This is a genomic window from Streptomyces sp. NPDC040410, assembly GCF_055595715.1.
Window position 1 is genome coordinate 20,023 of record NZ_JBVIVK010000007.1, and the last position, 24,221, is coordinate 44,243.

At 70.3% G+C, this 24,221-nt stretch carries 26 protein-coding genes; 16 read left to right on the forward strand and 10 right to left on the reverse strand.

The annotated features are described in order from the left end of the window. Positions 1-6 precede the first annotated feature (6 nt). The 7 genes from pstA to ACZ562_RS16370 form a co-directional block, all read right to left on the reverse strand. Positions 7-1,065: a phosphate ABC transporter permease PstA gene (gene pstA / locus ACZ562_RS16340; protein ID WP_471178902.1), complete on the reverse strand. Its 1,059-nt coding sequence runs from the start codon at positions 1,063-1,065 to the stop codon at positions 7-9. Beyond that, the gene (gene pstC, locus ACZ562_RS16345; protein ID WP_471178905.1) at positions 1,062-2,069 is read right to left on the reverse strand and encodes a phosphate ABC transporter permease subunit PstC; all 1,008 of its coding nucleotides are present in this window, start codon (positions 2,067-2,069) and stop codon (positions 1,062-1,064) included. The genes pstA and pstC overlap by 4 nt, the downstream gene beginning before the upstream one ends. 130 nt (positions 2,070-2,199) lie before the next feature. After that, positions 2,200-3,327, reverse strand: coding sequence for a phosphate ABC transporter substrate-binding protein PstS (gene pstS / locus ACZ562_RS16350; protein WP_471178908.1), 1,128 nt, complete (start codon positions 3,325-3,327; stop codon positions 2,200-2,202). A gap of 221 nt (positions 3,328-3,548) precedes the next feature. After that, positions 3,549-3,971: an NUDIX hydrolase gene (locus ACZ562_RS16355; protein ID WP_471178911.1), complete on the reverse strand. Its 423-nt coding sequence runs from the start codon at positions 3,969-3,971 to the stop codon at positions 3,549-3,551. A gap of 37 nt (positions 3,972-4,008) precedes the next feature. Then, positions 4,009-5,127 (reverse strand): CHAD domain-containing protein, encoded by a 1,119-nt coding sequence (locus tag ACZ562_RS16360; protein ID WP_471178914.1) that lies wholly within the window; start codon positions 5,125-5,127, stop codon positions 4,009-4,011. Continuing rightward, positions 5,108-7,339, reverse strand: a complete 2,232-nt coding sequence (locus ACZ562_RS16365) for an RNA degradosome polyphosphate kinase (RefSeq protein WP_471178916.1) — start codon at positions 7,337-7,339, stop codon at positions 5,108-5,110. The genes ACZ562_RS16360 and ACZ562_RS16365 overlap by 20 nt, the downstream gene beginning before the upstream one ends. A 178-nt stretch (positions 7,340-7,517) precedes the next feature. Further along, positions 7,518-8,000, reverse strand: a complete 483-nt coding sequence (locus tag ACZ562_RS16370; RefSeq protein ID WP_471178919.1) for a GntR family transcriptional regulator — start codon at positions 7,998-8,000, stop codon at positions 7,518-7,520. A gap of 108 nt (positions 8,001-8,108) precedes the next feature. Here ACZ562_RS16370 and ACZ562_RS16375 point away from each other — a divergent pair, with 108 nt between their 5' ends. Genes ACZ562_RS16375 through ACZ562_RS16395 form a run of 5 tightly spaced genes read left to right on the forward strand, consistent with a single transcriptional unit; the run spans position 8,109 to position 12,508 of the window. Next, on the forward strand, positions 8,109-8,651 hold the full coding sequence (locus tag ACZ562_RS16375) for an RNA polymerase sigma factor (RefSeq protein WP_471178922.1): 543 nt from the start codon (positions 8,109-8,111) through the stop codon (positions 8,649-8,651). Next, positions 8,648-9,478: a cupin domain-containing protein gene (locus tag ACZ562_RS16380; protein ID WP_471178925.1), complete on the forward strand. Its 831-nt coding sequence runs from the start codon at positions 8,648-8,650 to the stop codon at positions 9,476-9,478. The genes ACZ562_RS16375 and ACZ562_RS16380 overlap by 4 nt, the downstream gene beginning before the upstream one ends. Continuing rightward, on the forward strand, positions 9,475-10,335 hold the full coding sequence (locus ACZ562_RS16385) for an ABC transporter ATP-binding protein (RefSeq protein WP_471178928.1): 861 nt from the start codon (positions 9,475-9,477) through the stop codon (positions 10,333-10,335). Before ACZ562_RS16380 ends, ACZ562_RS16385 begins: the two co-directional genes overlap by 4 nt. Next, positions 10,332-11,852 carry an ABC transporter permease gene (locus ACZ562_RS16390; RefSeq protein WP_471178931.1) on the forward strand — a complete coding sequence of 507 codons (1,521 nt, stop codon included), beginning with the start codon at positions 10,332-10,334 and terminating at the stop codon, positions 11,850-11,852. The genes ACZ562_RS16385 and ACZ562_RS16390 overlap by 4 nt, the downstream gene beginning before the upstream one ends. Beyond that, a complete protein-coding gene (locus ACZ562_RS16395; protein WP_471178934.1) occupies positions 11,840-12,508 on the forward strand; it encodes an ABC transporter in 669 nt (222 codons plus the stop codon). The genes ACZ562_RS16390 and ACZ562_RS16395 overlap by 13 nt, the downstream gene beginning before the upstream one ends. Positions 12,509-12,607: 99 nt before the next feature. Here the strand turns inward: ACZ562_RS16395 and mshD are convergent, their stop codons facing one another. Continuing rightward, the gene (mshD, locus tag ACZ562_RS16400) at positions 12,608-13,534 is read right to left on the reverse strand and encodes a mycothiol synthase (RefSeq protein WP_471178937.1); all 927 of its coding nucleotides are present in this window, start codon (positions 13,532-13,534) and stop codon (positions 12,608-12,610) included. A 182-nt stretch (positions 13,535-13,716) separates the two neighbouring features. Here mshD and ACZ562_RS16405 point away from each other — a divergent pair, with 182 nt between their 5' ends. After that, positions 13,717-15,528: a bifunctional metallophosphatase/5'-nucleotidase gene (locus ACZ562_RS16405; protein ID WP_471178940.1), complete on the forward strand. Its 1,812-nt coding sequence runs from the start codon at positions 13,717-13,719 to the stop codon at positions 15,526-15,528. A 303-nt stretch (positions 15,529-15,831) separates the two neighbouring features. After that, entirely contained in the window at positions 15,832-16,383 is a 552-nt protein-coding gene (locus ACZ562_RS16410; RefSeq protein ID WP_471178943.1) for a hypothetical protein, read from the forward strand. Between the two features lie 68 nt (positions 16,384-16,451). On the opposite strand, the gene ACZ562_RS16415 is transcribed toward ACZ562_RS16410, so the two are convergent. Both ACZ562_RS16415 and ACZ562_RS16420 read right to left on the reverse strand, forming a co-directional pair. Next, on the reverse strand, positions 16,452-16,754 hold the full coding sequence (locus tag ACZ562_RS16415) for a hypothetical protein (protein WP_471178946.1): 303 nt from the start codon (positions 16,752-16,754) through the stop codon (positions 16,452-16,454). After that, positions 16,751-17,083 (reverse strand): hypothetical protein, encoded by a 333-nt coding sequence (locus ACZ562_RS16420; protein WP_471178948.1) that lies wholly within the window; start codon positions 17,081-17,083, stop codon positions 16,751-16,753. Before ACZ562_RS16420 ends, ACZ562_RS16415 begins: the two co-directional genes overlap by 4 nt. Positions 17,084-17,268: 185 nt before the next feature. On the opposite strand from ACZ562_RS16420, the gene ACZ562_RS16425 reads away from it, so the two are divergent. The 9 genes from ACZ562_RS16425 to eccD all read left to right on the forward strand — a co-directional run bounded on the left by ACZ562_RS16425 (position 17,269) and on the right by eccD (position 24,214). Next, positions 17,269-18,099, forward strand: a complete 831-nt coding sequence (locus ACZ562_RS16425) for a helix-turn-helix domain-containing protein (RefSeq protein WP_471178951.1) — start codon at positions 17,269-17,271, stop codon at positions 18,097-18,099. Beyond that, positions 18,096-18,317, forward strand: coding sequence for a DUF397 domain-containing protein (locus ACZ562_RS16430; protein WP_471178953.1), 222 nt, complete (start codon positions 18,096-18,098; stop codon positions 18,315-18,317). The genes ACZ562_RS16425 and ACZ562_RS16430 overlap by 4 nt, the downstream gene beginning before the upstream one ends. Before the next feature lie 259 nt (positions 18,318-18,576). Beyond that, positions 18,577-18,909: a hypothetical protein gene (locus ACZ562_RS16435; RefSeq protein ID WP_471178956.1), complete on the forward strand. Its 333-nt coding sequence runs from the start codon at positions 18,577-18,579 to the stop codon at positions 18,907-18,909. A gap of 33 nt (positions 18,910-18,942) precedes the next feature. Next, on the forward strand, positions 18,943-19,254 hold the full coding sequence (locus ACZ562_RS16440) for a pore-forming ESAT-6 family protein (RefSeq protein ID WP_471178959.1): 312 nt from the start codon (positions 18,943-18,945) through the stop codon (positions 19,252-19,254). 57 nt (positions 19,255-19,311) lie between these two features. Next, positions 19,312-19,710 (forward strand): DUF6507 family protein, encoded by a 399-nt coding sequence (locus tag ACZ562_RS16445; RefSeq protein WP_471179610.1) that lies wholly within the window; start codon positions 19,312-19,314, stop codon positions 19,708-19,710. Continuing rightward, positions 19,707-21,989, forward strand: a complete 2,283-nt coding sequence (locus ACZ562_RS16450; RefSeq protein ID WP_471178962.1) for a hypothetical protein — start codon at positions 19,707-19,709, stop codon at positions 21,987-21,989. The genes ACZ562_RS16445 and ACZ562_RS16450 overlap by 4 nt, the downstream gene beginning before the upstream one ends. Before the next feature lie 88 nt (positions 21,990-22,077). After that, on the forward strand, positions 22,078-22,479 hold the full coding sequence (locus tag ACZ562_RS16455) for a hypothetical protein (protein ID WP_471178965.1): 402 nt from the start codon (positions 22,078-22,080) through the stop codon (positions 22,477-22,479). A gap of 48 nt (positions 22,480-22,527) precedes the next feature. Next, complete coding sequence (locus ACZ562_RS16460) at positions 22,528-22,809, forward strand: hypothetical protein (protein ID WP_471178967.1); 282 nt, start codon at positions 22,528-22,530, stop codon at positions 22,807-22,809. 31 nt (positions 22,810-22,840) lie between these two features. Next, positions 22,841-24,214, forward strand: a complete 1,374-nt coding sequence (gene eccD / locus ACZ562_RS16465) for a type VII secretion integral membrane protein EccD (protein WP_471178969.1) — start codon at positions 22,841-22,843, stop codon at positions 24,212-24,214. Positions 24,215-24,221: the final 7 nt, after the last annotated feature.

Sequence of the window (24,221 nt, forward strand, 5' to 3'; positions counted from 1 at the left end):
CGCGCGCTAGCGACCGGTCTTCGGGGCCTTCCAGCGGGCGATGCCTCGGGCCACCAGGTTCAGGATCATCACGAAGGCGATCAGCGTCAGCGACGCCGCCCAGGCCCGGTCGTAGGCCGCGCCCGAGCCCGCGCTGTTCGCGTACTGCTGGTAGATGTACAACGGCAGCGACGCCTGCGCACCCTCGAAGGGGTTGGCGTTGATGAACGGGTTTCCCCACACCAGCAGCAGCACCGGCGCGGTCTCGCCCGCGATACGGGCGATCGCCAGCATGATGCCGGTGGTGATGCCGCCGATGGAGGTCGGCAGGACCACCTTCAGGATGGTGCGCCACTTCGGCACGCCGAGCGCCAGGGAGGCCTCGCGCAGCTCGTTCGGTACGAGCTTGAGCATCTCCTCCGTGGAGCGGACCACGACCGGCATCATCAGGATGGCCAGGGCCAGCGAGCCGGCGAAGCCGAAGGGCTGCATCTCGAAGATCAGCATCAGGCTGAGGATGAACAGACCGGCGACGATCGACGGGATACCGGTCATCACGTCGACGAAGAAGGTGATGGCCCGGGCGAGGCCGCCCCGGCCGTACTCCACCAGGTAGATCGCGGTCAGCACACCGATCGGTGCCGCGATCAGCGTGGCGAGGCCGACCTGCTCGAGGCTGCCGAGGATGGCGGCGTAGATGCCGCCGCCGGGCTCGGAGTCGGCGACCACACCCATCGAGTGGGTCAGGAAGTAGACGTCGAGGACCTTCACACCGCGGGAGACGGTCACCCAGACCAGGGAGACCAGCGGCACCACGGCGAGTACGAAGGCGACCCAGACGAACGAGGTCGCGATGCGGTCCTTGGCCTGGCGGCGGCCTTCGACGCGGGCGGCGATGCCGTACGTGCCGAGGACGAACAGGAGCGCGGCGATCAGGCCCCACTGGATCTTGCTGTGGAGCCCGGCGGCCAGGCCGATGCCGATCGCTGCGGCGACGGAGCCGGCGCCGATGGCGTACGGGGACCACTTGGGGAGGCCGGCGCCGCGCAGCGTGCTGGGGCGCTTGTCGATGACGGCGTGGCTCATGCGTTGGCCCCCGAGTACTCCTTGCGGCGGGCGATGATCGCGCGGGCCGCGCCGTTGACCAGCAGGGTGATGACGAACAGGACCAGACCGGAGGCGATGAGCGCGTCACGGCCCTGCTCCGTCGCCTCACCGAACTTGCTGGCGATGTTCTGGGCGAAGGTGCCGCCGCCCGGGTTGAGCAGGCTGGCCTGGATGTCGAAGGTCGGGGAGAGCACGGTGGCCACGGCCATCGTCTCGCCGAGCGCGCGGCCGAGGCCGAGCATCGAGGCGGAGATCACGCCGGAGCGGCCGAAGGGAAGGACCGCCATGCGGACCACTTCCCAGCGGGTGGCGCCCAGCGCCAGGGCCGCCTCCTCGTGCATCTGCGGGACCTGGCGGAACACCTCGCGGCTCACGTTGGTGATGATCGGCAGGATCATGATCGCGAGCAGGATGCCGACGGTGAGCATCGACCGGGGGGCGCCGCCCTCCCAGGAGAAGACGCCGGTCCAGCCGAGGTACTCGTCCAGCCAGCCGAAGAGGCCGGTCATGTGCGGTACGAGGATCAGCGCGCCCCACAGGCCGTAGACGATGGACGGCACGGCGGCGAGCAGGTCGATCACGTAGGCGATGGGGCCGCTCAGCCTGCGCGGGGCGTAGTGCGTGAGGAACAGGGCGATGGCGACCGCGATCGGGACGGCGATGACCATGGCGATGACCGAGGAGACCACCGTGCCGAAGGCCAGGACGGCGATGCCGAACCTGGGCGGGACGGCGGTGGCGTTCCACTCGAAGGCGGTGAGGAAGTTGGCCTCGTCGTTGCTGATCGCGAGCGACGCGCGATAGGTGAGGAAGACCGCGATCGCGGCCATGATCACCAACAGGAGGATGCCCGACCCGCGGGAGAGACCGAGGAAGATCCGGTCACCGGGTCGGGTGGCGCCGCCGGCCGCACGCTGCTGCGCGGTCACGGCCGGCTGGGGAGCGGGGGGAGAGGCTTGGGTGTTCTTCGTGGTTATGTCCATCGGGTTCTCCGGTCTGCGGAGCCGTACGCGCTGTACGGCCCTGTGGAGCCGTCCGCGGTCTGCGGCGGCTCCTGGCGGCGGTGCACCGGACGGTGCGGCCCGGTCCGCGGGGGACCGGACCGCACTCGGATCAGCTCAGGCCCTCGATGGTGGTGCGGACCTTGGCGATGATGTCGTCGGGGATGGGGGCGTACTTGTTGTCGGCGAGGATCTGCTGGCCGTCCTCGGAGGCGATGTAGCGCAGGAACGCCTTCGTGGCGGCCAGGCTGTCGGACTTGTTGCCCTTGTCGCAGACGATCTCGTAGGTGACCAGGACCATCGGGTAGGCACCCTCGGCCTTGGTCGAGTAGTTCAGCTCCAGCGAGAGGTCCTTGCCGGTGCCGACGACCTTGGCGTCCGCGATGGCCTTGGTGGCGTTGTCGATGGTGGCCTCGACCGGGGCGCTGGCGCCGGTGTCGATGCTGGCGGCCTTGACGTTGTCACCGACGTAGGACAGCTCGAAGTAGCCGATGGCGCCGTTGGTCTCCTTGACCTGCTGGGCCACACCGGAGGAACCCGACGCGGACTGGCCGCCCTTGGCCTGCCAGGCCTTGCCGCCCTCGTACGGGAAGTCGCTCTTGGCGGTGGCGATCAGGTACTTGGTGAAGTTGTCCGTGGTGCCGGACTCGTCCGAGCGGTGGAACGCCTGGATCTTGAGGTCGGGAAGCTTCGCGTCGGGGTTCAGCTTCTTGATCGCCGCGTCGTTCCAGTTGGTGATCTCGTTGTTGAAGATCTTGGCGATGGTCGGCGCGTCCAGGACCAGGTTGTCGACGCCCGAGACGTTGAAGCCGACGGCGATGGGGCCGCCGACCATCGGAAGGTCGATGCCCTGACCGCCGGAGCAGACCTTCTTGGACGCGGTGACCTCTTCGGGCTTCAGCGCGGAGTCGGAGCCGGCGAAGGCGACCTGGCCCTGCGTGAACGCGGTGACGCCGGCGCCGGAGCCGCCGCCCTTGTAGTTGATCTGCACGCCCTGGCAGGCGGCGGTGAACTGCTTGACCCAGGCGTCGATCGCGTTCTTCTGCGCGGAGGAGCCGTCGGCGAGCAGCTGGCCCTTGGCGTCGTCGCACTTGATCGCGCTCGCACCCGTGGTCGCCGAGGCACTGCTGCCGCTGCCGCCGCCGGTGTCGTCGGAGCCGCACGCCGTGAGGGCCAGGGCGCCGGAGACGGCGAGAGCACCGAGGGTGAGGGCCCGCCGGTTCATGCGCTGAAGCTTCACTTGAGGGAGTTCCTTCCAGGAGCCGCCGTCCTGAACCGGCGGCGTGCGAAGACTGGGTGATGCGGGCTCGTTCCCGAGGTGTGTCCCGCACCGCGTAAGGCCGAAATTAGGCAGATCAGGTGAAGGCGCCTATGGACGGAAGTGAACGGCGGGTGAACCCCTGCGGTCGGTGCGGTTAGGTCACGGAACGCTCACGTCGAGGACACGAGGCGATCCCGGAACTATGCCAGGCGCAGTGCCTGCAGCAGGGCGTTCACCAGGGGGCGGTCCCTCGGCTGGGTCAGGCGGTTGCGGGCGGCCCAGGGGGAGAGCCAGAGGATGCGGTCCACCTCGTCGTTCGGGGTGAAACCGCCCGAGACGGCCTCGGCCGCCCAGTAGTGGACATGCTTGGGGCGGCCGTTGGCCAGATAGTGCATGGTCGGCAGCCGGGCGCCCGGCACGGCGGTGTAGCCCGTCTCTTCCGCCACCTCGCGGACCGCGCCCCCGAGCGGGTCCTCACCGCGCTTCAGCTTGCCCTTGGGATGCGACCAGTCGTCGTATTTCGGCCGGTGAACGAGGCAGATCTCCACCTCGCCGTCGGCCGGGGAACGACGCCACAGGACGCAGCCCGCGGCCTGGACGATGGTGCCGTTCGTGGGGGTCACGGGGGTCACCGCCTCCTGGGTCAGAGGTCTCAGAGGGTCATGGAGTACCGACGGTCCGCTTCTGCCACGACTGCTGGAACGCGAACCTGGCCGCTTCCACCTCGTGCCGCTGGTCGGCGTGGAGCACGCCCAGCGCGTACGCCGTCGCCGGCGCGATACGTGGGGTGCGGGCCGCGGACGCCGCCGCGGCCGCGGCCTCCGAGGCGTCCCGGTGCCGGTCGAGAGCCTGGCCCGAGGCCGGCAGCCGTACGTCCACGGGTCCCCTGTCGCCCTCCTGGGCCTCGCATGCGTAGCGATGCAGTCGCAGCAGCAGGCGGACCTGGTGCCAGGGGGCGTCCTGGGGGTGCGGGGCCGGGTCCGGCGACAGGCCGTGGACCAGGGCCTCCGCGTTGTACGGGCTGCCGGCGGTGACCAGGGGGAGGGCGGCGACGGCGTCGGTGAGCCGCTCCGCTGCGGCGGCCGCGAAGGGGTGCAGGTCGGTGGTGGGCGCGTTGGGGGTGAGGGGGACCTCGCTGGCCAGTAAAGCGATCGTGTCGGCGACCGCGTGGAAGCGGGAGGAGCCGAGGGCCTGGAGGGCGGTGGAATGGGCCCGGGTCCGGGCGAGCGTGAGCTGGCGTTCGAGCAGGGCTCCCGCTTTCGCGGCGCCGATGGTGAGGTTGCCGCGTTCGAGCGGGGGCGGTCCGGCCGCCGGACCGGCGTTGTCAGGTGCGGCCTGCACACGCACCGCACCGGCGCCTGCGGTCTGGGCCGGGAACGCCGTGGCCCCTGACAGCCGGTGCAGTGCCAGCAGCAGCCGCTCCAGGCGGGCCCCGTAGGCGTGCTCCATCGACAAGGTCCCCGACAGCCAGGCGAGTTCGGGGCGCAGGGACTCCGACCAGCCGGTGTCCAGCAAGGGGCGGAACGTGTGCAGGCTGCCGCTGATGCGGCGGACCGAGCGGCGCAGGGCGCGGGCCGCGTCGACGGACTCCTCCGAGCCGTTCTCCCCCGCCCTCGACTCCGATCGAGCGAGGGGGCCCCCTTGGCCACCGCCGGTCTCCCGGTGCAGCCGCAGGGCTCGGAGGAACTCCGTCGCCTGGGCCCGCAGGTAGCCCGCGAGGGCGTCCCCGGTCGCGGGCCCGGCCGTGGAGTCCGTCGGGTCAAGGTGTCGCTGTGCCACGCCGGCGCCTCCGGGCGTCTATGAGCATCTCCTGGACGTTGCGCAGGGGCTGGCCGTCCGCGTCGGTCGCGTGCCGGGTCCACTCCCCGTCCGGGCCGAGGCGCCAGGAGGCGGTGGCGTCGGACATACCGGTCTCGAGGAGCCGGTTGAGTGCGGCTCGGTGGGCCGGGTCGGTGACCCTGACCATGGCCTCGATACGGCGGTCGAGGTTGCGGTGCATCATGTCGGCGCTGCCGATCCACACCTCGGGCTCACCGCCGTTGCCGAAGGCGAACACACGGGAGTGTTCGAGGAAGCGGCCGAGGACCGAGCGGACCTGGATGTTCTCCGACAGGCCCGTCACGCCCGGGCGCACCGCACAGATGCCGCGCACCCAGACGTCGACCGGCACGCCCGCCTGGGACGCGCCGTACAGGGCGTCGATGACCGCCTCGTCCACCATCGAGTTGACCTTGATGCGGATGAAGGCGGGCCGGCCGGCACGGTGGTGCTGGGCCTCCTTGTTGATCCGCGAGACCAGACCGTCCCGCAGGGACTTGGGGGCGACGAGGAGACGGCGGTAGGTCTCGCGGCGCGAGTAGCCGGAGAGCCGGTTGAACAGGTCGGAGAGGTCGGCGCCGACCTGCGGGTCCGCCGTCAGCAGGCCGAGGTCCTCGTAGAGGCGGGCCGTCTTCGGGTGGTAGTTGCCCGTGCCGACGTGGCAGTAGCGCCGCAGCGTGTCACCTTCCTGACGCACCACCAGGGACAGCTTGCAGTGGGTCTTCAGGCCCACGAGGCCGTAGACGACATGGCAGCCGGCCTCCTCCAGCTTGCGCGCCCACTTGATGTTGGCGTGTTCGTCGAAGCGGGCCTTGATCTCGACCAGGACCAGGACCTGCTTGCCGGACTCGGCGGCGTCGATGAGCGCGTCGACGATCGGGGAGTCGCCGGAGGTCCGGTAAAGGGTCTGCTTGATCGCCAGCACGTCGGGGTCGGCGGCCGCCTGCTCCAGGAACGCCTGCACGGAGGTGGAGAACGAGTCGTACGGGTGGTGCAGCAGCACGTCACGGCTGCGCAGGGCCGCGAAGATGTCGGGCGCGGAGGCCGACTCGACCTCGGCGAGGTCGCGGTGGGTGCCGGCGATGAACTTCCGGTACTTCAGCTCGGGCCGGTCGAGGCTGTGGATGCGGAAGAGGCCCGTGAGGTCCAGGGGACCCGGCAGCGGGTACACCTCGGCCTCACTGATCTTCAGCTCCCGCACCAGCAGGTCGAGGACCTCGCGGTCGATCGACTCCTCCACCTCCAGGCGCACCGGCGGCCCGAAGCGCCGCCGCATGAGCTCCTTCTCCAGGGCCTGGAGCAGGTTCTCGGCGTCGTCCTCCTCGACCTCGAGGTCCTCGTTGCGGGTGAGCCGGAAGGCGTGGCTCTCCAGCACCTCCATGCCCGGGAACAGCTCCTCGAGGTGGGCGGCGATGACGTCCTCGATGGGGACGTAGCGGCCCGGGGAGCTCTCCAGGAAGCGGGACAGCAGCGGCGGCACCTTGACGCGGGCGAAGTGGCGGTGGCTGGTGACCGGGTTGCGTACGACGACCGCGAGGTTGAGCGAGAGACCCGAGATGTACGGGAAGGGGTGCGCGGGGTCGACCGCCAGCGGGGTCAGCACCGGGAAGATCTGGTGCCGGAAGAGGGTGAACAGGCGGGCCTGCTCCTTCTCCGTCAGCTCGCTCCAGCGGACCAGGTGGATGCCCTCCTCCGCGAGGGCGGGGGCGACGTCCTCGTGGTAGCAGGCGGCGTGCCGGGCCATGAGTTCCCGCGAGCGGGCCCAGATCATCTCCAGCACTTCACGGGGCTGGAGGCCGGACGCGGACCGGGTGGCGACCCCGGTGGCGATCCGGCGCTTCAGACCGGCCACCCGGACCATGAAGAACTCGTCCAGGTTGCTGGCGAAGATCGCGAGGAAGTTGGCCCGTTCGAGCAGGGGGGTGTTCGGGTCCTCGGCGAGTTCCAGGACGCGCTCGTTGAAGGCGAGCCAGCTGCGCTCCCGGTCGAGGAAACGACCCTGCGGCAACTGGGCCCCGTCGACCGGCGACTCCTCGTATGCGTCGAGGTCGGCATCGAGGTCGGGTTCCAGGTCGGAGACCGCGGCGGCCACCGTGTGCGGGCGGTGCGCGGCTATGGAGCCCACGGAGGGCTGTGCGTGCTGGACCTGTGCCTGGACGTTTGACTGGCTCATGTACCCATTCTTCCGCGCCACGAGAGAGATGGGCGCGTCGGAAAGCACGGGAGTGAGCGCTGCGGCGGCGCGGACGTCCGCGTTCCCGGCGGTCTCGTCGATCCCATCGGGCGGCGGCGAAGGCTCTGGCACGGCGGGCTTCATTCGCCGAGCGTCGCAAGCCCGTCTGAACCAACGGTTACGGAGACATGGCGTGCGGGATATCGGGGGGCGGCTCCGGAACGTCTCCGTGCGCCGACCGGAGGTCCTTCTCCCCAGGCGCGCCAGGGGAGTGCGCGGTGGCCGGCAGGGCGAAGTGCTTGTCGAGTACGGCGGCGAAGAGTGCGGCGACGTCGTCCCGGTCCAGCCCGGCCGCGCTCGCCCGGCCCGCCCACGCCTCCAGCTCCCCGTGCAGCGGGGAGTCGGCGGGGGCGGCGCCCAGCGAGCGCCGTACGAAGGTGCCGAGCCCCCGGCGGGCCTCGACCAGGCCCTCCCGCTCCAGCTCGCGGTAGGCCTTGAGGACGGTGTTGGGGTTGACGGCGGTGGCCTCGACCACCTCGCGGGCCGTGGGCAGCCTGTCGCCCGGCGCAAGGCGGCCGAGGCGCAGCGCCTGCTTGGTCTGCTGGACGATCTGCAGGTAGGTGGCCACGCCGCTGTGCCGGTCGATGCGGTAGGCGAGCACGGACAACCACCCTTTCACTAATTGAGTAGTGAAAGGGTGGTCGAGGGGTGCGGGAAAGTCAAGCGGGGTTGCGTGAACCGATCGGCGGGGCCGGTCCGATGAGGAGACGTGAGCGGAACGAGAAGCGACGGGGAACTGCTGCGGGCCATCGCGGCGGACGGGGACCGCCGCGCCTTCGAGGAGCTGTACCGGCGGTTCGCGCCGTGGCTGACCGCACGGCTGCGCGGCCGCTGCGCCGACGCCGGGATCGTCGACGACGTCGTACAGGAGACGTTCCTGGCGGTGTGGCGGGGGACCGCGCGCTACCACCAGGACGGCGATGCCGCCGGATGGCTGTGGCGGATCGGGTCGCGACGGCTGGTCGACGCGCTGCGCGGCGACGGCGCGCGCGGCCGGCTGCGGCAGGCGCTGGCGCGGCTGCGGCACCGGGACGAGGCGTCGGCGGAGGAACGCGTGCTCGCGGGGGTCGAACACGGGGACCTCGCCGGCGCCCTGGTCCGGCTCTCGCCAGAACTGCGGGCGGTCCTGCAGGCCACGGTCATCGACGGGCTGACCACCCGGGAGGCGGCCGTCCTGCTCGGCATACCGGCGGGGACGGTCGAGACGCGGGCGATGCGGGCCCGTAAGCAACTGCGGGAGGCGCTGGCATGACCTGGCACGTATCCGAACAGGACCTGCGGGCCTACGCACAGGGCGAGTTGGCGCCCCCCGTGCTCTGGTCCGCCGACACCCACCTCACCGGCTGCGCGCGGTGCCGGGCCGTCATCGCCGAGGTGGGCGACCCCGTAGCCCTCGACGCCGGCTGGGAGCGCCTGGACGCCGAACTCGACGCGCCCCGTCCGGGGTTCTTCGAGGCACTGCTGGTACGGCTCGGCGTCGCCGACCACACGGCTCGGCTGCTCGCGGCCACGCCGGTGCTGCGCCGCTCCTGGCTGGGCGCGGTCGTCGTGGTGCTCGTGATGAGCGTCGCCGCGGCGTACGCCGGCCGGACCACCGCCTCGCCCACGCTGTTCCTCGCCCTCGCCCCGCTGCTGCCGCTCGCCGGGGTCGCGGCGTCGTACGGGCCCGCGCTCGACCCGACGTACGAGATGGCCGTCGTCTCGCCGATCCACGGCTTCCGGCTGCTGATGATCCGTACGGTCGCCGTGCTCGTCGCCGGGCTCGGACTCGACGGGCTCGCCACCCTCGCCCTGCCCGGGTACGGGCTGCGCGCGCTCGCCTGGCTGCTGCCCGCGCTCGCCCTGACCACGACCGCGCTCGCGCTGACCCCGCGGCTCGGTCCGGTCCTCGCGCCCTCCCTCGTCGGCGGGGGCTGGGCGGTCCTGCTGCTGGCGGCTCAGCAGGCCGCCGGCGGGGGGACGCTCGCACCGTTCACCGCGGCCGGACAGGGCGTGGCCGCGGCCGTCGCCGCGCTCGCCGCCGGACTGCTCTTCTTCGTACGCGACCGCTTCGACCTCTTCAACGGGAGTGCCGCATGAGCCCGACCGTCTCCGCCTCCGGGCTCCGCCTCCGCTACGGAGGCACCCTCGCCCTCGACGACGTGTCGCTGCGGCTGACCCAGGGCGTCACCGGGCTGCTCGGGCCCAACGGGGCCGGAAAGACCACCCTGTTGCGGGTGCTCGCCACGGCCGTGCCCGCCGACCGGGGGGCCTTCACCGTGCTCGGCCACGACCCCGGCACGGCGCGCGGGCGGCAGGAGGTGCGGCGCCGGCTCGGCTATCTGCCGCAGACGCCCGGCTTCCACCCGGACTTCACGGCCTTCGAGTTCGTCGACTACGTGGCGATCCTGAAGGAGCTCACGGACCGGGGCGCCCGGCACCGGGAGGTACGGCGCGTCCTCGACGAGGTCGACCTCTCCGACGTGCGCGGCAAGCGCGTCAAGAAGCTCTCCGGCGGAATGCGGCAGCGGGTCGCGCTGGCCGCCGCCCTCGTCGGCGACCCCGCCTTCCTCGTCCTCGACGAGCCGACCGTCGGACTGGACCCCGAACAGCGCATGCGCTTCCGGGAGCTGATCGCCCGGGCGGGAGAGGGCCGCACGGTCCTGCTGTCCACGCACCAGACCGAGGACGTGGCGATGCTCTGCCACCGGGTCGTGGTCATGGCCGGCGGCACCGTCCGCTTCGACGGCACCCCCGCCGAGCTGACCGCGCGGGCCGCCGGCCGGGTGTGGAGCAGCACCGAACGCGACCCGGGCGCGAAGGCGGGCTGGCGCACCGGCACCGGCTCCTTCCGCAACGTGGGCGACCCGCCCCCCGGCGCCGAACTGCTCGAACCCACCCTGGAGGACGGGTACCTGCTCACCCTCGACGGCGCGGGCACGGAGGTGGCGGCATGAGCGCGGTCATTCAGGCGGCCCCGCCCACCGTGCCGGCGCAGCCCAGGCAGTCGTGGGCAGCCGTGTTCGCGCTCGCCCGCTTCGAGGGGCGCAAACTGCTGCTGCGTGTCCCCGTCCTCCTCTCCCTCGCGGTGTACGCCGCCTGGATCGGGTGGCGCACCCAGGATTCCTGGGACGGCTACCCGGCCCTCCAGGACGCCGACCGCGCCACCCAGGGCAGCCCGCTGCTGGTCGCCCTCGCGGTGATGCTGTGTGTGAACCAGTCGGTGCTGCGCTCCAAGCGGCGCGACACGGAACGGCACTTCGGGGTGCTGGTGCTCCAGCCGGGACGGCGTACGGCGGCACACGCCCTGTCGGTCGTGCCGGCCGCGGTGCTCGTCGCGGCGCTCGTCGCGGTCCAGTTCACCTGGGAGGCGCTCAAGCCCGGCGCGATCGGCCACGGCTCGCCCGGTGAACTGCTCGTGGGACCACTGTCGGTGCTGCTGTTCGGGGCCGTCGGAGTGCTCTTCGCCCGGCTGGTGCCGTCGGGGTTCGCGGTACCCCTCCTGGTCGTCTTCTTCCTCTTCCTGTTCGTCTTCGGCGCGAGCCCGGTCGGCTCCGACGACTGGACGAGGTGGCTGTACCCGGTGGTCGGCGAATCCACGAGCAACACCCTCCCGTCCGACCTGCTGGGCCGGCCCGCCGCCTGGCACGCCGTCTACCTCGCCGGGCTCGCCCTGTCGGCGGCGCTGCTCGCGGTGCTGGTCGGCGGCGGCCGCAAGGGGGCTGGCAGCGCGGTTCTCGCCGGGGCGCTGGCACTGACGGTGCTGGGCGCGGTCGCGCAGGCGGCGGACGTCCCGGCCGCGACCACCGCGGCGCGCGTACGGGCCTCGGCCACCCCGGAGAAGGCGCAGACCTGCGTCCAGCGGGGCCGGTCGACGTACTGCGCCTTCCCCGAGTGGACGCCCCGGGCCGCCACCTGGGCCGGGGTCGTGGACCACGTCCGGTCCCTCGCCGGCGGCGACGCGCACGGGCAGCGACTCCTCGTACGGCAGCGCGTCGAGGCCCGCTACGGCCTCTCCGGCGACGCGGCGATCGACCCGCTGACCAAGCCCCACCAGGTGAGCGTCGGCACCGCGTGGGGCGGCAACCGCGTCCCCGAGTTCTCGGTCGCCGTCGCCGCTGTGCTGGTGGCGGGGAACGAGAAGGCGGGCGGCGCGATGTGCGACGGCCGGATGGTGACCGTCATGTGGCTGGCCCTCGGATGGCAGTCCGACCCGGTGTCCGCCCTGCGTAACGTGCGCCTCGACGACAGCACGACCGGATCGGCGATCGTCCTCGCACCGACGGATCCCCTGTCCATGACGGCCGGTCAGACGGATGTCGTACGGCAGCTGTTGGAGCAGCCTCGGGACGCGGTCGCGGCGAAGGTGAAGGCACACTGGGCCGAACTGACGGCCCCGGACGTGACGACCGGCCGGGCGGCGCGGCTGCTCGGGGTCACCGTGCCGAAGGGTGCGGACAAGTGCGACGGGTGACAAGCGCGTCGGAGATGTGGCGGGCGCTGACGCTCCCGGTCGTGCGCACGGTGCCGTGGCGGGCGCTGGGGGCGGGCGGTGCCCTGGGACTGCTGCTCGCCGGGATGCCCCGCATGGCCGACGGCCTCGACGACTGGTTCGCGCTCAACCTGCTGCGGGCCGCCGCCCTCTCCTTCGCGCTGGGCCTGGCGTTCCTGCTGGACGACCCGGCCCGGCACACCACGGCAGCCGTACCGGCCCGGCGGCCGGCCCGTCAGGCGCTGCGGGTGGCCCTGGTCGCCCCGGTCGCCGTGCTGTGGTGGACGGCCGCGCTGCTGCTGGTCCCGGCGGAGGTGCGGCCCCCGACGGCCGGCATCACCCTGGAAGCGGCCGCGACGCTCGTCCTGGCGCTGGCCGCGTCCGCCGCGGCGATCCGGTTCGCACAGGAGGCGGAGCCGGGGACGGCGGTGGCGGCCGGTCTGCTCCTTATGGCGGTGCTCTCGACCATGCTGGTGCCGGGACGGTGGACGCTGATCGTGTACATGAAGGACCCGAGGTGGGCGGCGGCGCACGACCGGTGGGCGATGGTGCTGGCCGGGGCGCTGGTGGTGTGGGGTATGTGCGGTCCGGAGCCGTTGAAGCGCCGGTCGGGCACTCTCAGCCCGTCCGGCGTTTGAGGACGAGGCCGCTCAGGCCGAAGGGGGGTCCGGGGCGCAGCCCCCAGCGACGTCGGCCCGCGGGAGTCTGCACCGTCGGCGGCAGCGGCCGCGTCGGCGTCACGTCTCGGTCCGGTACATCAGATCCGTCTCGTACGTCACGAACCCCAGCCGCTCGTACACGGCCACCGCCGCCTTGTTGTCGGCATCGACGTACAGCATCGCGGTGGGCAGCCCCTGCCCCGCGAGGTGCCGCAGGCCCACCGTGGTGAGGGCCTTGCCCAGCCCGCCGCCCTGCGCGCCCGGCCGCACCCCGAGGACGTACACCTCGCCCAGCCGTTCCTCGGCGTGGACCTTGGTCCAGTGGAAGCCGACCAGTTCGTCACCCCGGAAGGCGAGGAAGAAGCCCGCCGGATCGAACCAGGGCTCCCCCTTGCGGTCGTCGAGGTCCCGCTGGGTGAGGGACCCCTGCTCGGGATGGTGGGCGAAGGCGGCGGCGTTGACGGCGAGCCAGGCCGCGTCGTCGGCGCCGGGGACGAAGGTGCGCACGGTCACACCCTCGGGGAAGACCGGCTCGGGCAGGTCGAGGTCGGCCAACGACCGCCGCATCTGCCGCAGTTCCCGGAAGAGGGTGAGCCCGAGGACCTGGGACAGGTGCCGCGCGGCGGAGTGGCCGCCGTGCGCCCACACCCGCAGCCGCTTCCCGGACGCGGCGAGCAGGGCCGAACCGAGCGCCCGCCCGTGCCCGTGCCCGCGGTGCGAGGGGTGAACGACCAGTTCGGCGGCCGGCGCCTCGACCGGATCGGTGTCCTCCAGCTGCGCGTAACCGACGAGTTCCCCGCCGGCCGTCAGCAGGAGATGGGACACGCCTTCGCGCTCACCGCCGCGCAACTGCAGCCGTCCCTGTTCGGACACCGCCTGCTGGCCGTCGACCCGCGCGGCCTCCGATAGCAGCCCGAGCACCGCTTCGGTCTGCTCGGCAGAGAGCGCTGACAAGGTCTCGATGGAGCGGGAGATGCCCGGCCGTGCGGTGTCGTCGCTGGTCATGCGTACGAGGGTAAGGGGCGGGCGCCGCAAAGTGGGGGCAAAGGACGAGGCAAAGGGCGGGGCAAAGGGCGGGGCGAAGGGAAACCAGGATGTAACCGCGAACCCCCTGTCGCGCTACGCGCGTTGACTCTAGGCTGCGCCGGACGGGACCACAGACTTTCGGCCGAATCAAAGGGGGGCGTATGCCAGCCATGTCCCAGCCGCACGAGCGCCGCAGACGCCGTACGTACCGACTCCTCGCCGCCGCCGCCGGTCTCGCGACCGTCGGCGCGCTTGCCGCCGCGGTACCGGGGACGGCGTCCGCGAGCGACCGGCACTCCGGCGGCGGTCACCTGCCGGGCCGCTACCAGGACGTCCAACTCCTCTCCTTCAACGACCTGCACGGCAACCTCGAGCCGCCGTCCGGTTCCTCCGGCCGGGTCACCGAGCTCCAGGCGGACGGCACGACGAAGACGATCGACGCGGGTGGTGTCGAGTACCTCGCGACGCATCTGCGCGAGGCCCGCAAGGGCAACCCGTACTCCGTCACCGCGGCCGCCGGAGACATGGTCGGCGCCTCCCCGCTGGTCTCGGGCCTCTTCCACGACGAGCCCACCATCGAGGCGCTCAACGAGCTCGACCTGGACGTCACCTCCGTCGGCAACCACGAGTTCGACGAGGGCGCCAAGGAACTGCGCCGCCTGCAGAACGGCGGCTGCCACCCGACCGCAGGCTGCTACACGGACGAGGAGTTCGAAGGGGCGGACTTCCCCTACCTCGCGGCGAACGTCCTGAACGAGAAGACCGGGAAGCCGATCCTCAAGCCGTACTGGGTGTGGAAGAAGCGGGACGTCAAGATCGGTTTCATCGGCGTCACCCTGGAGGACACGCCGGGCGTCGTCTCCGCGGACGGCGTCAAGGGCCTCAGGTTCAAGGACGAGGTCGAGACGATCAACAAGTACGCCAAGGTGCTGCAGGCGCAGGGCGTGAGGTCCATCGTCGCGCTGATCCACGAGGGCGGACTGCCGGCGTCGTCGGCGTACAACTACGACTGCGACTCCCCGGGCGCAGGCGACGGCATCTCGGGGCCGATCACAGACATCGCCAAGAACATCACGCCGTCGGTGGACGCGCTGGTCACCGGCCACACCCACGCGGCGTACGCGTGCACCATCGCCGACCCGTCCGGCAGGCCGCGCACGGTCACCTCGGCCGCCGCCTTCGGCCGTCTCTACACGGACACCACGCTCACGTACGACCGTTGGACGGGTGACATCGCCCGTACGGCGGTGAAGTCGGCGAACCACGTGGTCACCCGGACCGTCCCCAGGGCGACGGACATGACCGGGCTGATCACGAAGTGGAACACCCTCGCGGCACCCGTCGGCAACCGCCCGATCGGCTACATCTCCGCCGACATCCCGAACACCGGCACCGAGTCCCCGATGGGCGACCTGATCGCCGACGCGCAGCTCGCCCACGGCAAGTCGCTCGACCCGGAGACCGACCTCGCGCTGATGAACCCGGGCGGCGTCCGGGCCGGTCTGGCCTACGCGGCGAAGGGCACCGAGGGCGACGGCGTCGTGACATACGCGGAGGGCTTCACGGTGCAGCCGTTCTCCAACACCGTGAACCTCCAGGACTTCACGGGTGCCCAGCTGATCCAGGTGCTCAAGGAGCAGGTGAGCGGCACGAACGCGAGCGCGCCGAAGATCCTTCAGCCGTCGTCGGGCCTGACGTACACGCTGGACCTGACGAAGACGGGCGCGGACCGGGTGGTCACCGACTCCGTCAAGCTCAACGGCACCGCGATCGACCCGTCCGCCACCTACCGCGTCGCGACCAACAGCTTCCTCGCGGGCGGCGGCGACGGCTTCACCACCCTGGGCCAGGGCACGAACGACCTCGTCGGCACGGACGACCTGGCGGCCCTGGAGCAGTACCTCACGGCCAACTCGTCGGCCACGAGCCCGCTCGCACCGCCGGCGACGGGCCGGATCACGGTCGTTCAGTAGGACTGGAAAGAGACCGTGAGGTGGATCGCACACCTCCGGAAGATGGTTGCGGGTGGGGGCGTACGCATGATCGGATGGATCGATGCGTTCCGTTGCCGAGACCGTAGTCAGGTCTCAGCATCCCGGGACTACGCTCGTCCCCGTCCTTGCGGACGCCCTGCCCCGCTCACCCGGCCCGTCCTCGCCGACCGGCTGTCCCTCGGCTTCCGCCTGCCCGGGCGGGCCACCGACGGGTGCCCGCCCGGGCGTCCCAGCCGGGGGCCGCTGGCGTCGCGGCAGGGTGCCTCACACTGTCCTCAGACGATGGCCGACAGGTATCCGGGGGACGACGTGGGGTTTGCTGAGCAACTGGTCACGGTGGGCGCGGTGCTGGCGGGTGCAGCGGGGTCCTACCTCACCACTCGGCTGACAGAGCGGGATCGGTTCGAGCGTGACCTTCGCATCCGCTGGGACGCGCACCGCCTCGACTCCTACGTCGCCTACGTCGCAGCCGTCAAACATGTCTACAGATGCACGCAGCAGGTGTTCACCCCGCAATGGGACGGCAGCGATCCGGAGGCTCGTGAGTCTCTGCTCACCGAGATGAGGGCGGCCGAGGGTGATCGGTCGCACGCCTTTGAACAGGTGATGTTGCTGGGCGACGCTGCGACCGTACAGGCCGCCCACCAACTCAACGACCGGCTGTGGAAGCTGGAACGGCCGGCCCGGGGCGCTGAAGAGATCACCCAGGACATATGGCACGAGCGCGCCAACGAATGGTTGATCGCCCTCAACAACTTCCACGAGCACGCTCGTCAGAGCCTGGGAATAGCGGGCGAATCCGCCCGACGCGATGTGGTGCCACCGGCGCGCTGAGCCATGGAGCGGGGGGCTCGCGCCACCCGGGAATCGTACGGCGGTCCGTTGTGAGCGTCTGCGTAGTGTCACCGCTGGTTCGCATGTACGCGCGCGCCTCGGCTGACCGCGATGCGCAGGACGTCGGCCAGTGATTCCACGGCCCTCGTGAGCGCGAAGCGCACCGCGCGCTCACCGGCGTCGGCGTCGGCAAGGACGGCTCTGGCCCCGCCGAGTACCTGTTCACCAGAGTGCAGTTGGGCCGCTTCCACGTCGTCGGCGAGCAGCGAGAGCCTGCTGTGATCGCTGTCGGCGCTGAGATAGCAGGGGTTGCCTTCGGCGGTCGTCCACGGCAGGAGGCGAAGCGTGATGTCCGGTTCGGAGGCACTCACGCGGACACCTCCATTCCGTGGATAGGGCGCGGGCCGACGTCGATGCCGTAGGTGGCGAGGCGGAGGGCGCAGCGGTGTCGGCGTTTCCGTTCGCAGCGCTCATGCGGGGTGAGGAGGTACGGGCGCACGAGGTGGGTGTCGTGCTCGAAGGGCCGTACGTCGGCCAGGGTGCCGCCGGGACGACGTACAGGCGCATCGGGAGCCGGGGCCACCAGTGCAGTCACCGGAGGTGGGGGCGGGGCGGCTCGGTGGCGTCCCCGGGCGGGCAGCAGTGCCCGCACCAGTGCGATCAACAGCGATTCGATGAATCCGGCGGTACGTTCACGCATGTCGGCGCTCCTCGGAAGGCGTCGGCCACGCCCCCGGGCCGAGCGGCATCGGCTGCGGGGGTTTGTCGTGTCAGGGGTCGTGACGAGCGGTGATCACCGTTCGTGCCCTGATGGTCACAGGTGCGGCGTACGCTGCGGAAGAGGGTCGGTGTTGCCTGGGGCGCCAGGCAACGGGGAGGGGTGACGTGGGCGAATCGGTTGACACGGAACGGGAGTCGGGGCGTGTCGTGCTTGGGCGGACGCTGAAGTTCCTCCGGGAGAAGGCGGGGAAGTCGCTGGGGCAGCTGGCCGACGAGACCGGGTACGACAAGAGCTACCTGAGCCGCCTGGAGTCGGGCGAGCGGCTGTCCAAGCCGACGGTCATGGACGACCTGGACGGGTACTACGGGTGCGATGATCTGCTGGCCAGCCTCTGGAAGATCGCGCGGTACGACGCCTTCAAGGACAAGTACCAGGAGTACATGCGGTTGGAGGCGACAGCCCGGGTCATGCGCGTGTACACGCCGAACGTGCCCGGGCTGCTGCAGACCGAGGATTTCGCCCGAGAGGTGTTGTCTGGGCCCCAGACAACGGAGGATCGGGACACCGAAGCGACCGAGGAGCAGGTGGCCGCGCGCTTGGGACGGCAGCTTCTGCTGCGCAAGAATCCGGCGCCCAGCGTCCGTTTCGTCATCGACGAGTTCGCCTTCCGCCGCCCTTCCGCAAGCCCGGAGACCTGGAAGGGCCAATTGCTGCATTTCGAGACCGTCGCGCAGTGGCCCCATGTCGTCGTCCAAGTGCTGCCGTTCTCTGCCGGGATCCACGACCTCATGGGAAAGGGATCGCTGACCCTGCTGTGGCAGAAGGACGGAAGTGCCGTCGCCTACACGGAAGGTGACAGCAGCGGCCTGCTGATGGACGATCCGGAGGACGTCCTGCGCCACCGGTTGTCCTACGATCGGCTGCGGGATCTGGCGCTGTCCCCGTCGGACTCGCTGACGTTCATCAGGGACGTACTGGAGGGCCACCGATCATGAAGCACACCCCCGACCTCAGCACCGCAACCTGGCGCAAGGCGAGCTACAGCGACGGGGGAGCCAACAACTGCGTCGAGGTCGCCGACGGCTACGTCGGCGTGGTCCCGGTCCGCGACAGCAAGACCCCGGCGGTCCGCCCGCTGGTCTTCTCCGCTGCTTCCTGGTCCGCGTTCGTGGAGCGGCTCAAGGGCGCTGCGGGTGCGAGCACGCTCGGGTAGTCCGGGCATGGAGTCGTCCGGATCATGCCGTCCAACTTGGGAGCGGCTGCCGCCGTTCAGGAGGTGGTCGAACGCGCGGACCCTTCTGGAGCCGATCCGGCCGAAGCCGTGTACCTGACGTGGGCCAGCCGCCTGGCGTGGTTCGGCCCCTGTGTGAATGGATCTCGCCACATTGAGCTCAACTGCGTGGCGTTCGCAATCTGTTGTGCGAGAGAATGTTCGATGTCATGAGACGTGTGTGACGCACGGGGGTGGATTGATGAAGTTCGACATGGGGTCGACGACTCTGTCGGAGCTCGGGAAGAGCACCGTCGGTTCCAGCGACGACCTGGGCACGCTGATCACGTGGCTTGTCCAGGCGGCGGAGCCGTTGGAGGGGAAGTTCAACGGGGCGGGCAAGGCGGCGTTCGACTCGTTCAAGCTGCATGCCGATGAGATCACGAATGATCTGAACGGCTCGCTGGGCGCGATCCTGGGTGGTCAGTCCGGCATGGACACCGCGTTCGGTTCCGGTGACGTGGAGTTGGAGGGCAACGCGCACCAGAACATGGGGTCGGCCAATTTCGACGCGGCTCGGTTCGGCGCTCGCTGACGCCAAGCAGGACGACACAGGGGGAGCTTGATCATGGGGCAGAACCAGGACCGCCGCTCGTACGACACCGGCGCGTCGGCCGAGGTGCAGACCAGCCTGCAGGGAGTCATCGGCCAGTTGGAGCGCGTGCTGGGGGACCGCGACCGTGCGGTCAAGGCCGCGATGGCCGACTTCACCGCGGACGGCGTCGCCGACGACTACCACGGCAAGGAGATGCGCTGGAACCGTGCCGCCAGTGAGGTGCGCGAGATCATCCGGCTGGTCCGCACGACGATGGAGCAGAACGACGGGACCGCGCAGTCGACCCTGGCCAAGGCGCGGACGGCCGTGGACAACATCGGCTGACATCACGCTCGTACGGGAATCAGACGGCAAGTACGTGACATTCAACGGGGGTTGAGCGTGACGCGGTGGGACATCTCGACGTCAGGCGTGCAGTTCGTGACCTCGCTGGTCGAGGATGCCATGGACGACGTGGCCAAGGACGTCAAGGCCTATGGCAAGGACGTGGAGAGCGCGGCCACTTCAGCCGGCACCATCAGCGGGCTGTACTGCGGGACCAAGCCGACGGGCCCTGTGGGGGCGGCCCTCGCCATCTTCATGAACGAGACAATCGATGACGTGCTGTTCCTCGGAGCGAGGGCGGCGAAGTCCGTGAACGGCGCGCGCGAAGCGACCGGGTACTACGTCCTCGGGGACCTCGACATGGCCGCCAAGACCCAGCACAAGGCGCTCGCCGCTCCGAAGATCGACCTGCCGGGCCAGGACGGCGGTCAGAGCAAGGGGGACGGGAAGAAGTGATCAGCCCGTCCGGCATACCGCAGTTCACCGGCGACTTCGACCAACTGGACAAGGCTGTCTCGGCGTTGCGCAGCGACGCCATCGGCATCCGCAACGGCGGCATGGACGTGCACTCCCGCTTCCAGATGCTGGAGGCCTTCTACACAGCGCCCGAGGCCGCCGAACTGTTCGCGAGCACGCAGCCGGTGATGGACAGGTCCGACGCCTTCGCCACGAAGCTGGAGACGGTTGCTGACGCACTGGACGCGTACTCCTTCGAAGCGCGTCCCCTGGCCAAGCGGCTGGAGGAACTCAAGACGGACGCCTTTGCGTTCGTCGACAGCGTCGAGGGCGACGACGACTGGACCGAGGACAAGGACAAGGTCCACCGCAACGATCGACTCATCGACGACGTCACGGCAACGAGGTGCGCCTTCGAGGACGCGGAGCGCAGGGCCGCCACCAAGATCAGCGCGCTTGTGGGAGGACCGCGGTTCGTCGCGGACGACGGCGACTCCGTCATCCGGGGAAGAGTGTCGGAGGGCACCCTCCCGTCAACCGTGCCGTACGGCTACGAACCAGATGTGCTCAAGGGTGCCAAGGAGCTGCCCTGGGGCACCCCGGATGAGCAGACGTACGAGGCGTGGAGCGTGGACTGGTTCGGGCACGGAGCCAAGAGCTTCTTCTGGGACGGCATCTACAAGGACGGCATCGAGGTCGGCCTCGAGGGACTGTGGACGCTGGCGGGAGGGAACGGCGGGGACGCGATGGGCGACGCCTGGAGCGGCCTGAAGGACGTTGTCACCGGTGTCGGCCTGTACACATTGACCCCGTACGACGCTGTCATGGACTGGGCGGTCGGCCCGGACAAGGAGAGCGCCGACGAGATCCGGGCGAAGAAGGCGGCCAAGGAGTTCGCCAAGGCCGTGGTCGCCTGGGACCAGTGGGAGGAGAACCCGACCCGAGCCGCGGGGACGACCATCTTCAACCTCCTCACCCTGGGCGCCGGCCCGCTGTCCACCCTCTCCAAGACGAGCGAGGCCGGCGCGGTCGCCAAGGGAGCGGGTGTCGCCGCCAAGGTCGGCGAGTTCATCGACCCGCTCACACTGGGGCTCAAGGCGACCGGTAAGGCCGTCAGCACACTGCCGAAACTCTCGGACCTCACCTCCAGGATCACCACCGGCGCGGGCGCAGCGGCAGACGCACAACGCGTCCACAGCGTGATCGAACTCGAAGACGGCTCCAAAGTCGTCATCGAGAACGGCGAGTTCGTCGCCTACGACAAGCAGGGCAACGTCGTCGCCGACCCGCAGAAGCAGGAACGATCCGCCGCTGCGGAGGCCACGCCGGAGCACGCGCCACCGCGGGAGCGGGAACTCGCCGGGGTCGGCGCGACGTCGGGGGCGTCGGAGGCCGTTGCTCGCTCTGGGGACAACCTTCCGCCTCAGCTCAGCCGTGAGGTGCCCGCCGGGGGCGGCCGGGATACAACGCGCAATGCGGGAGAAGCCCGGAGAGTTGGGGGTGCCCACGCTGCTGGCGTCGATACACCCGCGTCGGGTGCTGGCCCGGGGGGCAACGGCCATGGGGGCGCGCCCGTAGTCGGCCGTGGCGGGCAGGCATCAGAGCACGCCAGTGGGTCAGCAGGATCTGACGCCGTCAGTCCACACGAATCGTCCTACGGAGACGACGCGGACCGTGGGGATGCTCAGGAACCGCACGCGGGGCACGAAGGCCCAGACGCCGACGACGACACGGCTTCCTCGTCCGAGACACACGAGCACGGTGGAGGGGACGGCGAGCCCGACTTCACACGCCCCACCCTTCCTCCGGGAGAGGCACAGTTGTCGCTGCGCGAGCTCCGCGCGCTGCGCGCCGGACGCCATCGCTACACCATGGCCGAGGAGATAGGCCGAGAAATGTACGGCGGTGGCCCGGAGCGCCACTTCCGGGTTCCGACCAATGATCATCCCTATTACCCTGTGGAGCGTCCGGGCGGTCGTAAAGTAGACGTACCAGTGGATCTACCGGATGGACGGACCCTGGCTGTAGAAATTAAGCACTACCTGGAATTCCGGACGGTCACGCTTGCAGACGGGACGAAACAAGTCGTCAAGGGGGAGGTGCCGCTGAGTAAGGGTATTATCGAACAGATCAACAAAGATCTGGCGTTGCGGCGACGAGACCCCAACTACGATCCACGTTGGGTATTTATGCATGCGCTGCCGTCTCAATCCCTCAGGAACTATCTGACCCAAGCGCGTATCATATTCGTTGAATATGGGCCTGCCCCCAAAGGTTAAGTCTAGGTCGCAAAGGAAGGTGTAAAGTATGGCGAGGGCGAGTACTCCAGGCCAAGACCTCGAACGATGGATCGAGGAAGGGCGCCGCGTGGTCATTGATATCGCTGATATGCTGGGGGTTGCCCCGGATGCCTATAGTAGTGACCCGTTGAATCTTGTCCCGTCCCTGCAGAATTATGTGTCACGTCTCCCGCTCAGTCAGTTCGAGCGAGCTGACTGGATCACGCTGCAAAGTGACCTGATGTCGTACGTGGCAGATTTTTTGATCCGAAAGCATGGTGCCCACTGGCGGGTAGTGGATGACTCGGCAACGCCTCGCGGCTATCGCTACGTCATCGAGGCAGAGGGGCGTGACGGAGAAATTCGCAGGATCGACCCCGCTGATGTCGTTCGGTCAGAGTTCGATAATCTGCCCATTGAGATCACCAGGATGCTGGCCAGTGCGGAACTGACACTTTGCCTTACATCTCGCATCGCTGAGGGCGAATGACCGGAAAATACATCGGGTCAGGCAAGGCATGACGGACGGCAGGTAACCGTGACAGCCCACGACTACGACAACCAGCTCCTCGAGTCCGTCTCCGTCCGCCGTCGCCGCCTGCGCGACGCTCTCCTCTTCGGTGTCCAGCGTCAGCGGCGTTCCGTCGACGAGCGGATCGGGAAGGCCTTCGCCGGTCTTGTGATCGCGGCCGTTGTATGTGCCGGGTGCGTCGGGTGGTCGTTCGTCTCGCACCGGGTCATCGGCGAGAGCCCGTACGCGACGCCCGCGCAGCCGTCGCCGCAGCCCTCCTCGTCCCTCGTGCCCTCGTCCACCCGGTGATAGGTTCGAACACGTGATTCCCACGGGCCCCTTGAGCCGTTCCGCGACCGCCGGTCGTACGGCCCTCAGCCGGGTCACGCTGGTCGGGGAGCGGCGTCGGGTCGACCTTGTGCTGCCGGCGCGGGAGCCCATCGGGGTTCTGCTGCCGGAAGTCATGCGGTTGCTGGACGACCGCGTGGGTGCGAGGCCGGAGGCGCGGCATCTGGTCACCGCTTACGGCTCGGCGCTGGCACACGACAGTTCGCTGGAGTCGGCGGGTGTGTCCGACGGAGCCGTGCTGCGGCTCGTGCGCGTCGAAGACGCCCCCTCAGCGCCTGTCGTGCACGACGTGAGCGACGAAGTCGCCGACGATCTCGACCTGCGGTCGTGGCGATGGCGGCCCGGGGCGCGGAGGGTTGTCGCGGGGCTCGCGACCGTGTTCTGGGCCGTGACCGCCGGGGTGCTGGCCACGGAGCAGTTCGGGCCGTCGGCGGCCGGCGCAGGGCTGCTTGCCGTCGCGGGCGCGTGTGCGCTCGCCGCCGTGCTGTGCGGGCGGGCGCGGCAGCGGGGGCTCGCCACGACGTTGATTGCGACCGCTGGCGCCATGGCCGCCCTCGGTGCCTGGACCTGCGCCGACGCCTACGACTGGTCCGGCGCGTTGCGGCTCGCGGGCCTCGGTGCAACCGGGGCGGTCGCGCTGCTGCTCGCCGGGTGGTTCACGCCGCTGGGGCGCGGGGCGTTGATCGGTGCGGGTGCGGTCGCCGGGTGCCTCGTGATGTGGGAAGCGGCCATCGGGCTTCACGGCGGGGCGGTGAGCGCGCCGGGACAGGCCAGGGCCGGTGCGCTGCTCGCCGTCGCCTCCGTCGTCGTCCTCGGTGTGCTGCCGCGGCTGGCCCTGATGGCGTCGGGGCTGACGGGGCTGGACGACCGCCGTACGGGCGGGGTGTCGGTGAGCCGGTATCAGGTGGCCACCGCGCTGGCGGCCACCCATCGTGGGCTGGCTCTCGCGACCGTCGTTCTGGCCGGCTCGACGGCAGCCGCCGGAGTGCTCGTGCTGCGCTCGGTGTCGGTGTGGACGGTGCTGTTCGGCATCGTCGTCATGGTGGCGCTCGCGTTGCGGGCCCGCGCCTTTCCGCTCACCGCCGAGGTCGTCGGGCTGCTCCTGGCAGCCGTGGTCCTCGCGGTGCGGCTCGTGGACGTGTGGCTGGAGCACACGAAGGACACCTCGGCGGCCGGCCCCGTCGCCGTACTTGCCCTGCTCGCAGCCGTACCCCTCCTGGTGCTGACCGCCGAGCCCGCCGAGCATGTGCGGGTACGGCTGCGGCGCCTTGGTGACGTCCTGGAGTCCGTGGCCGTGATCGCCCTGTTTCCGCTGGTCATCGGCGTGTTCGGCGTGTACGGGCGACTGCTCGGCACCTTCGCGTAGGCGCAGG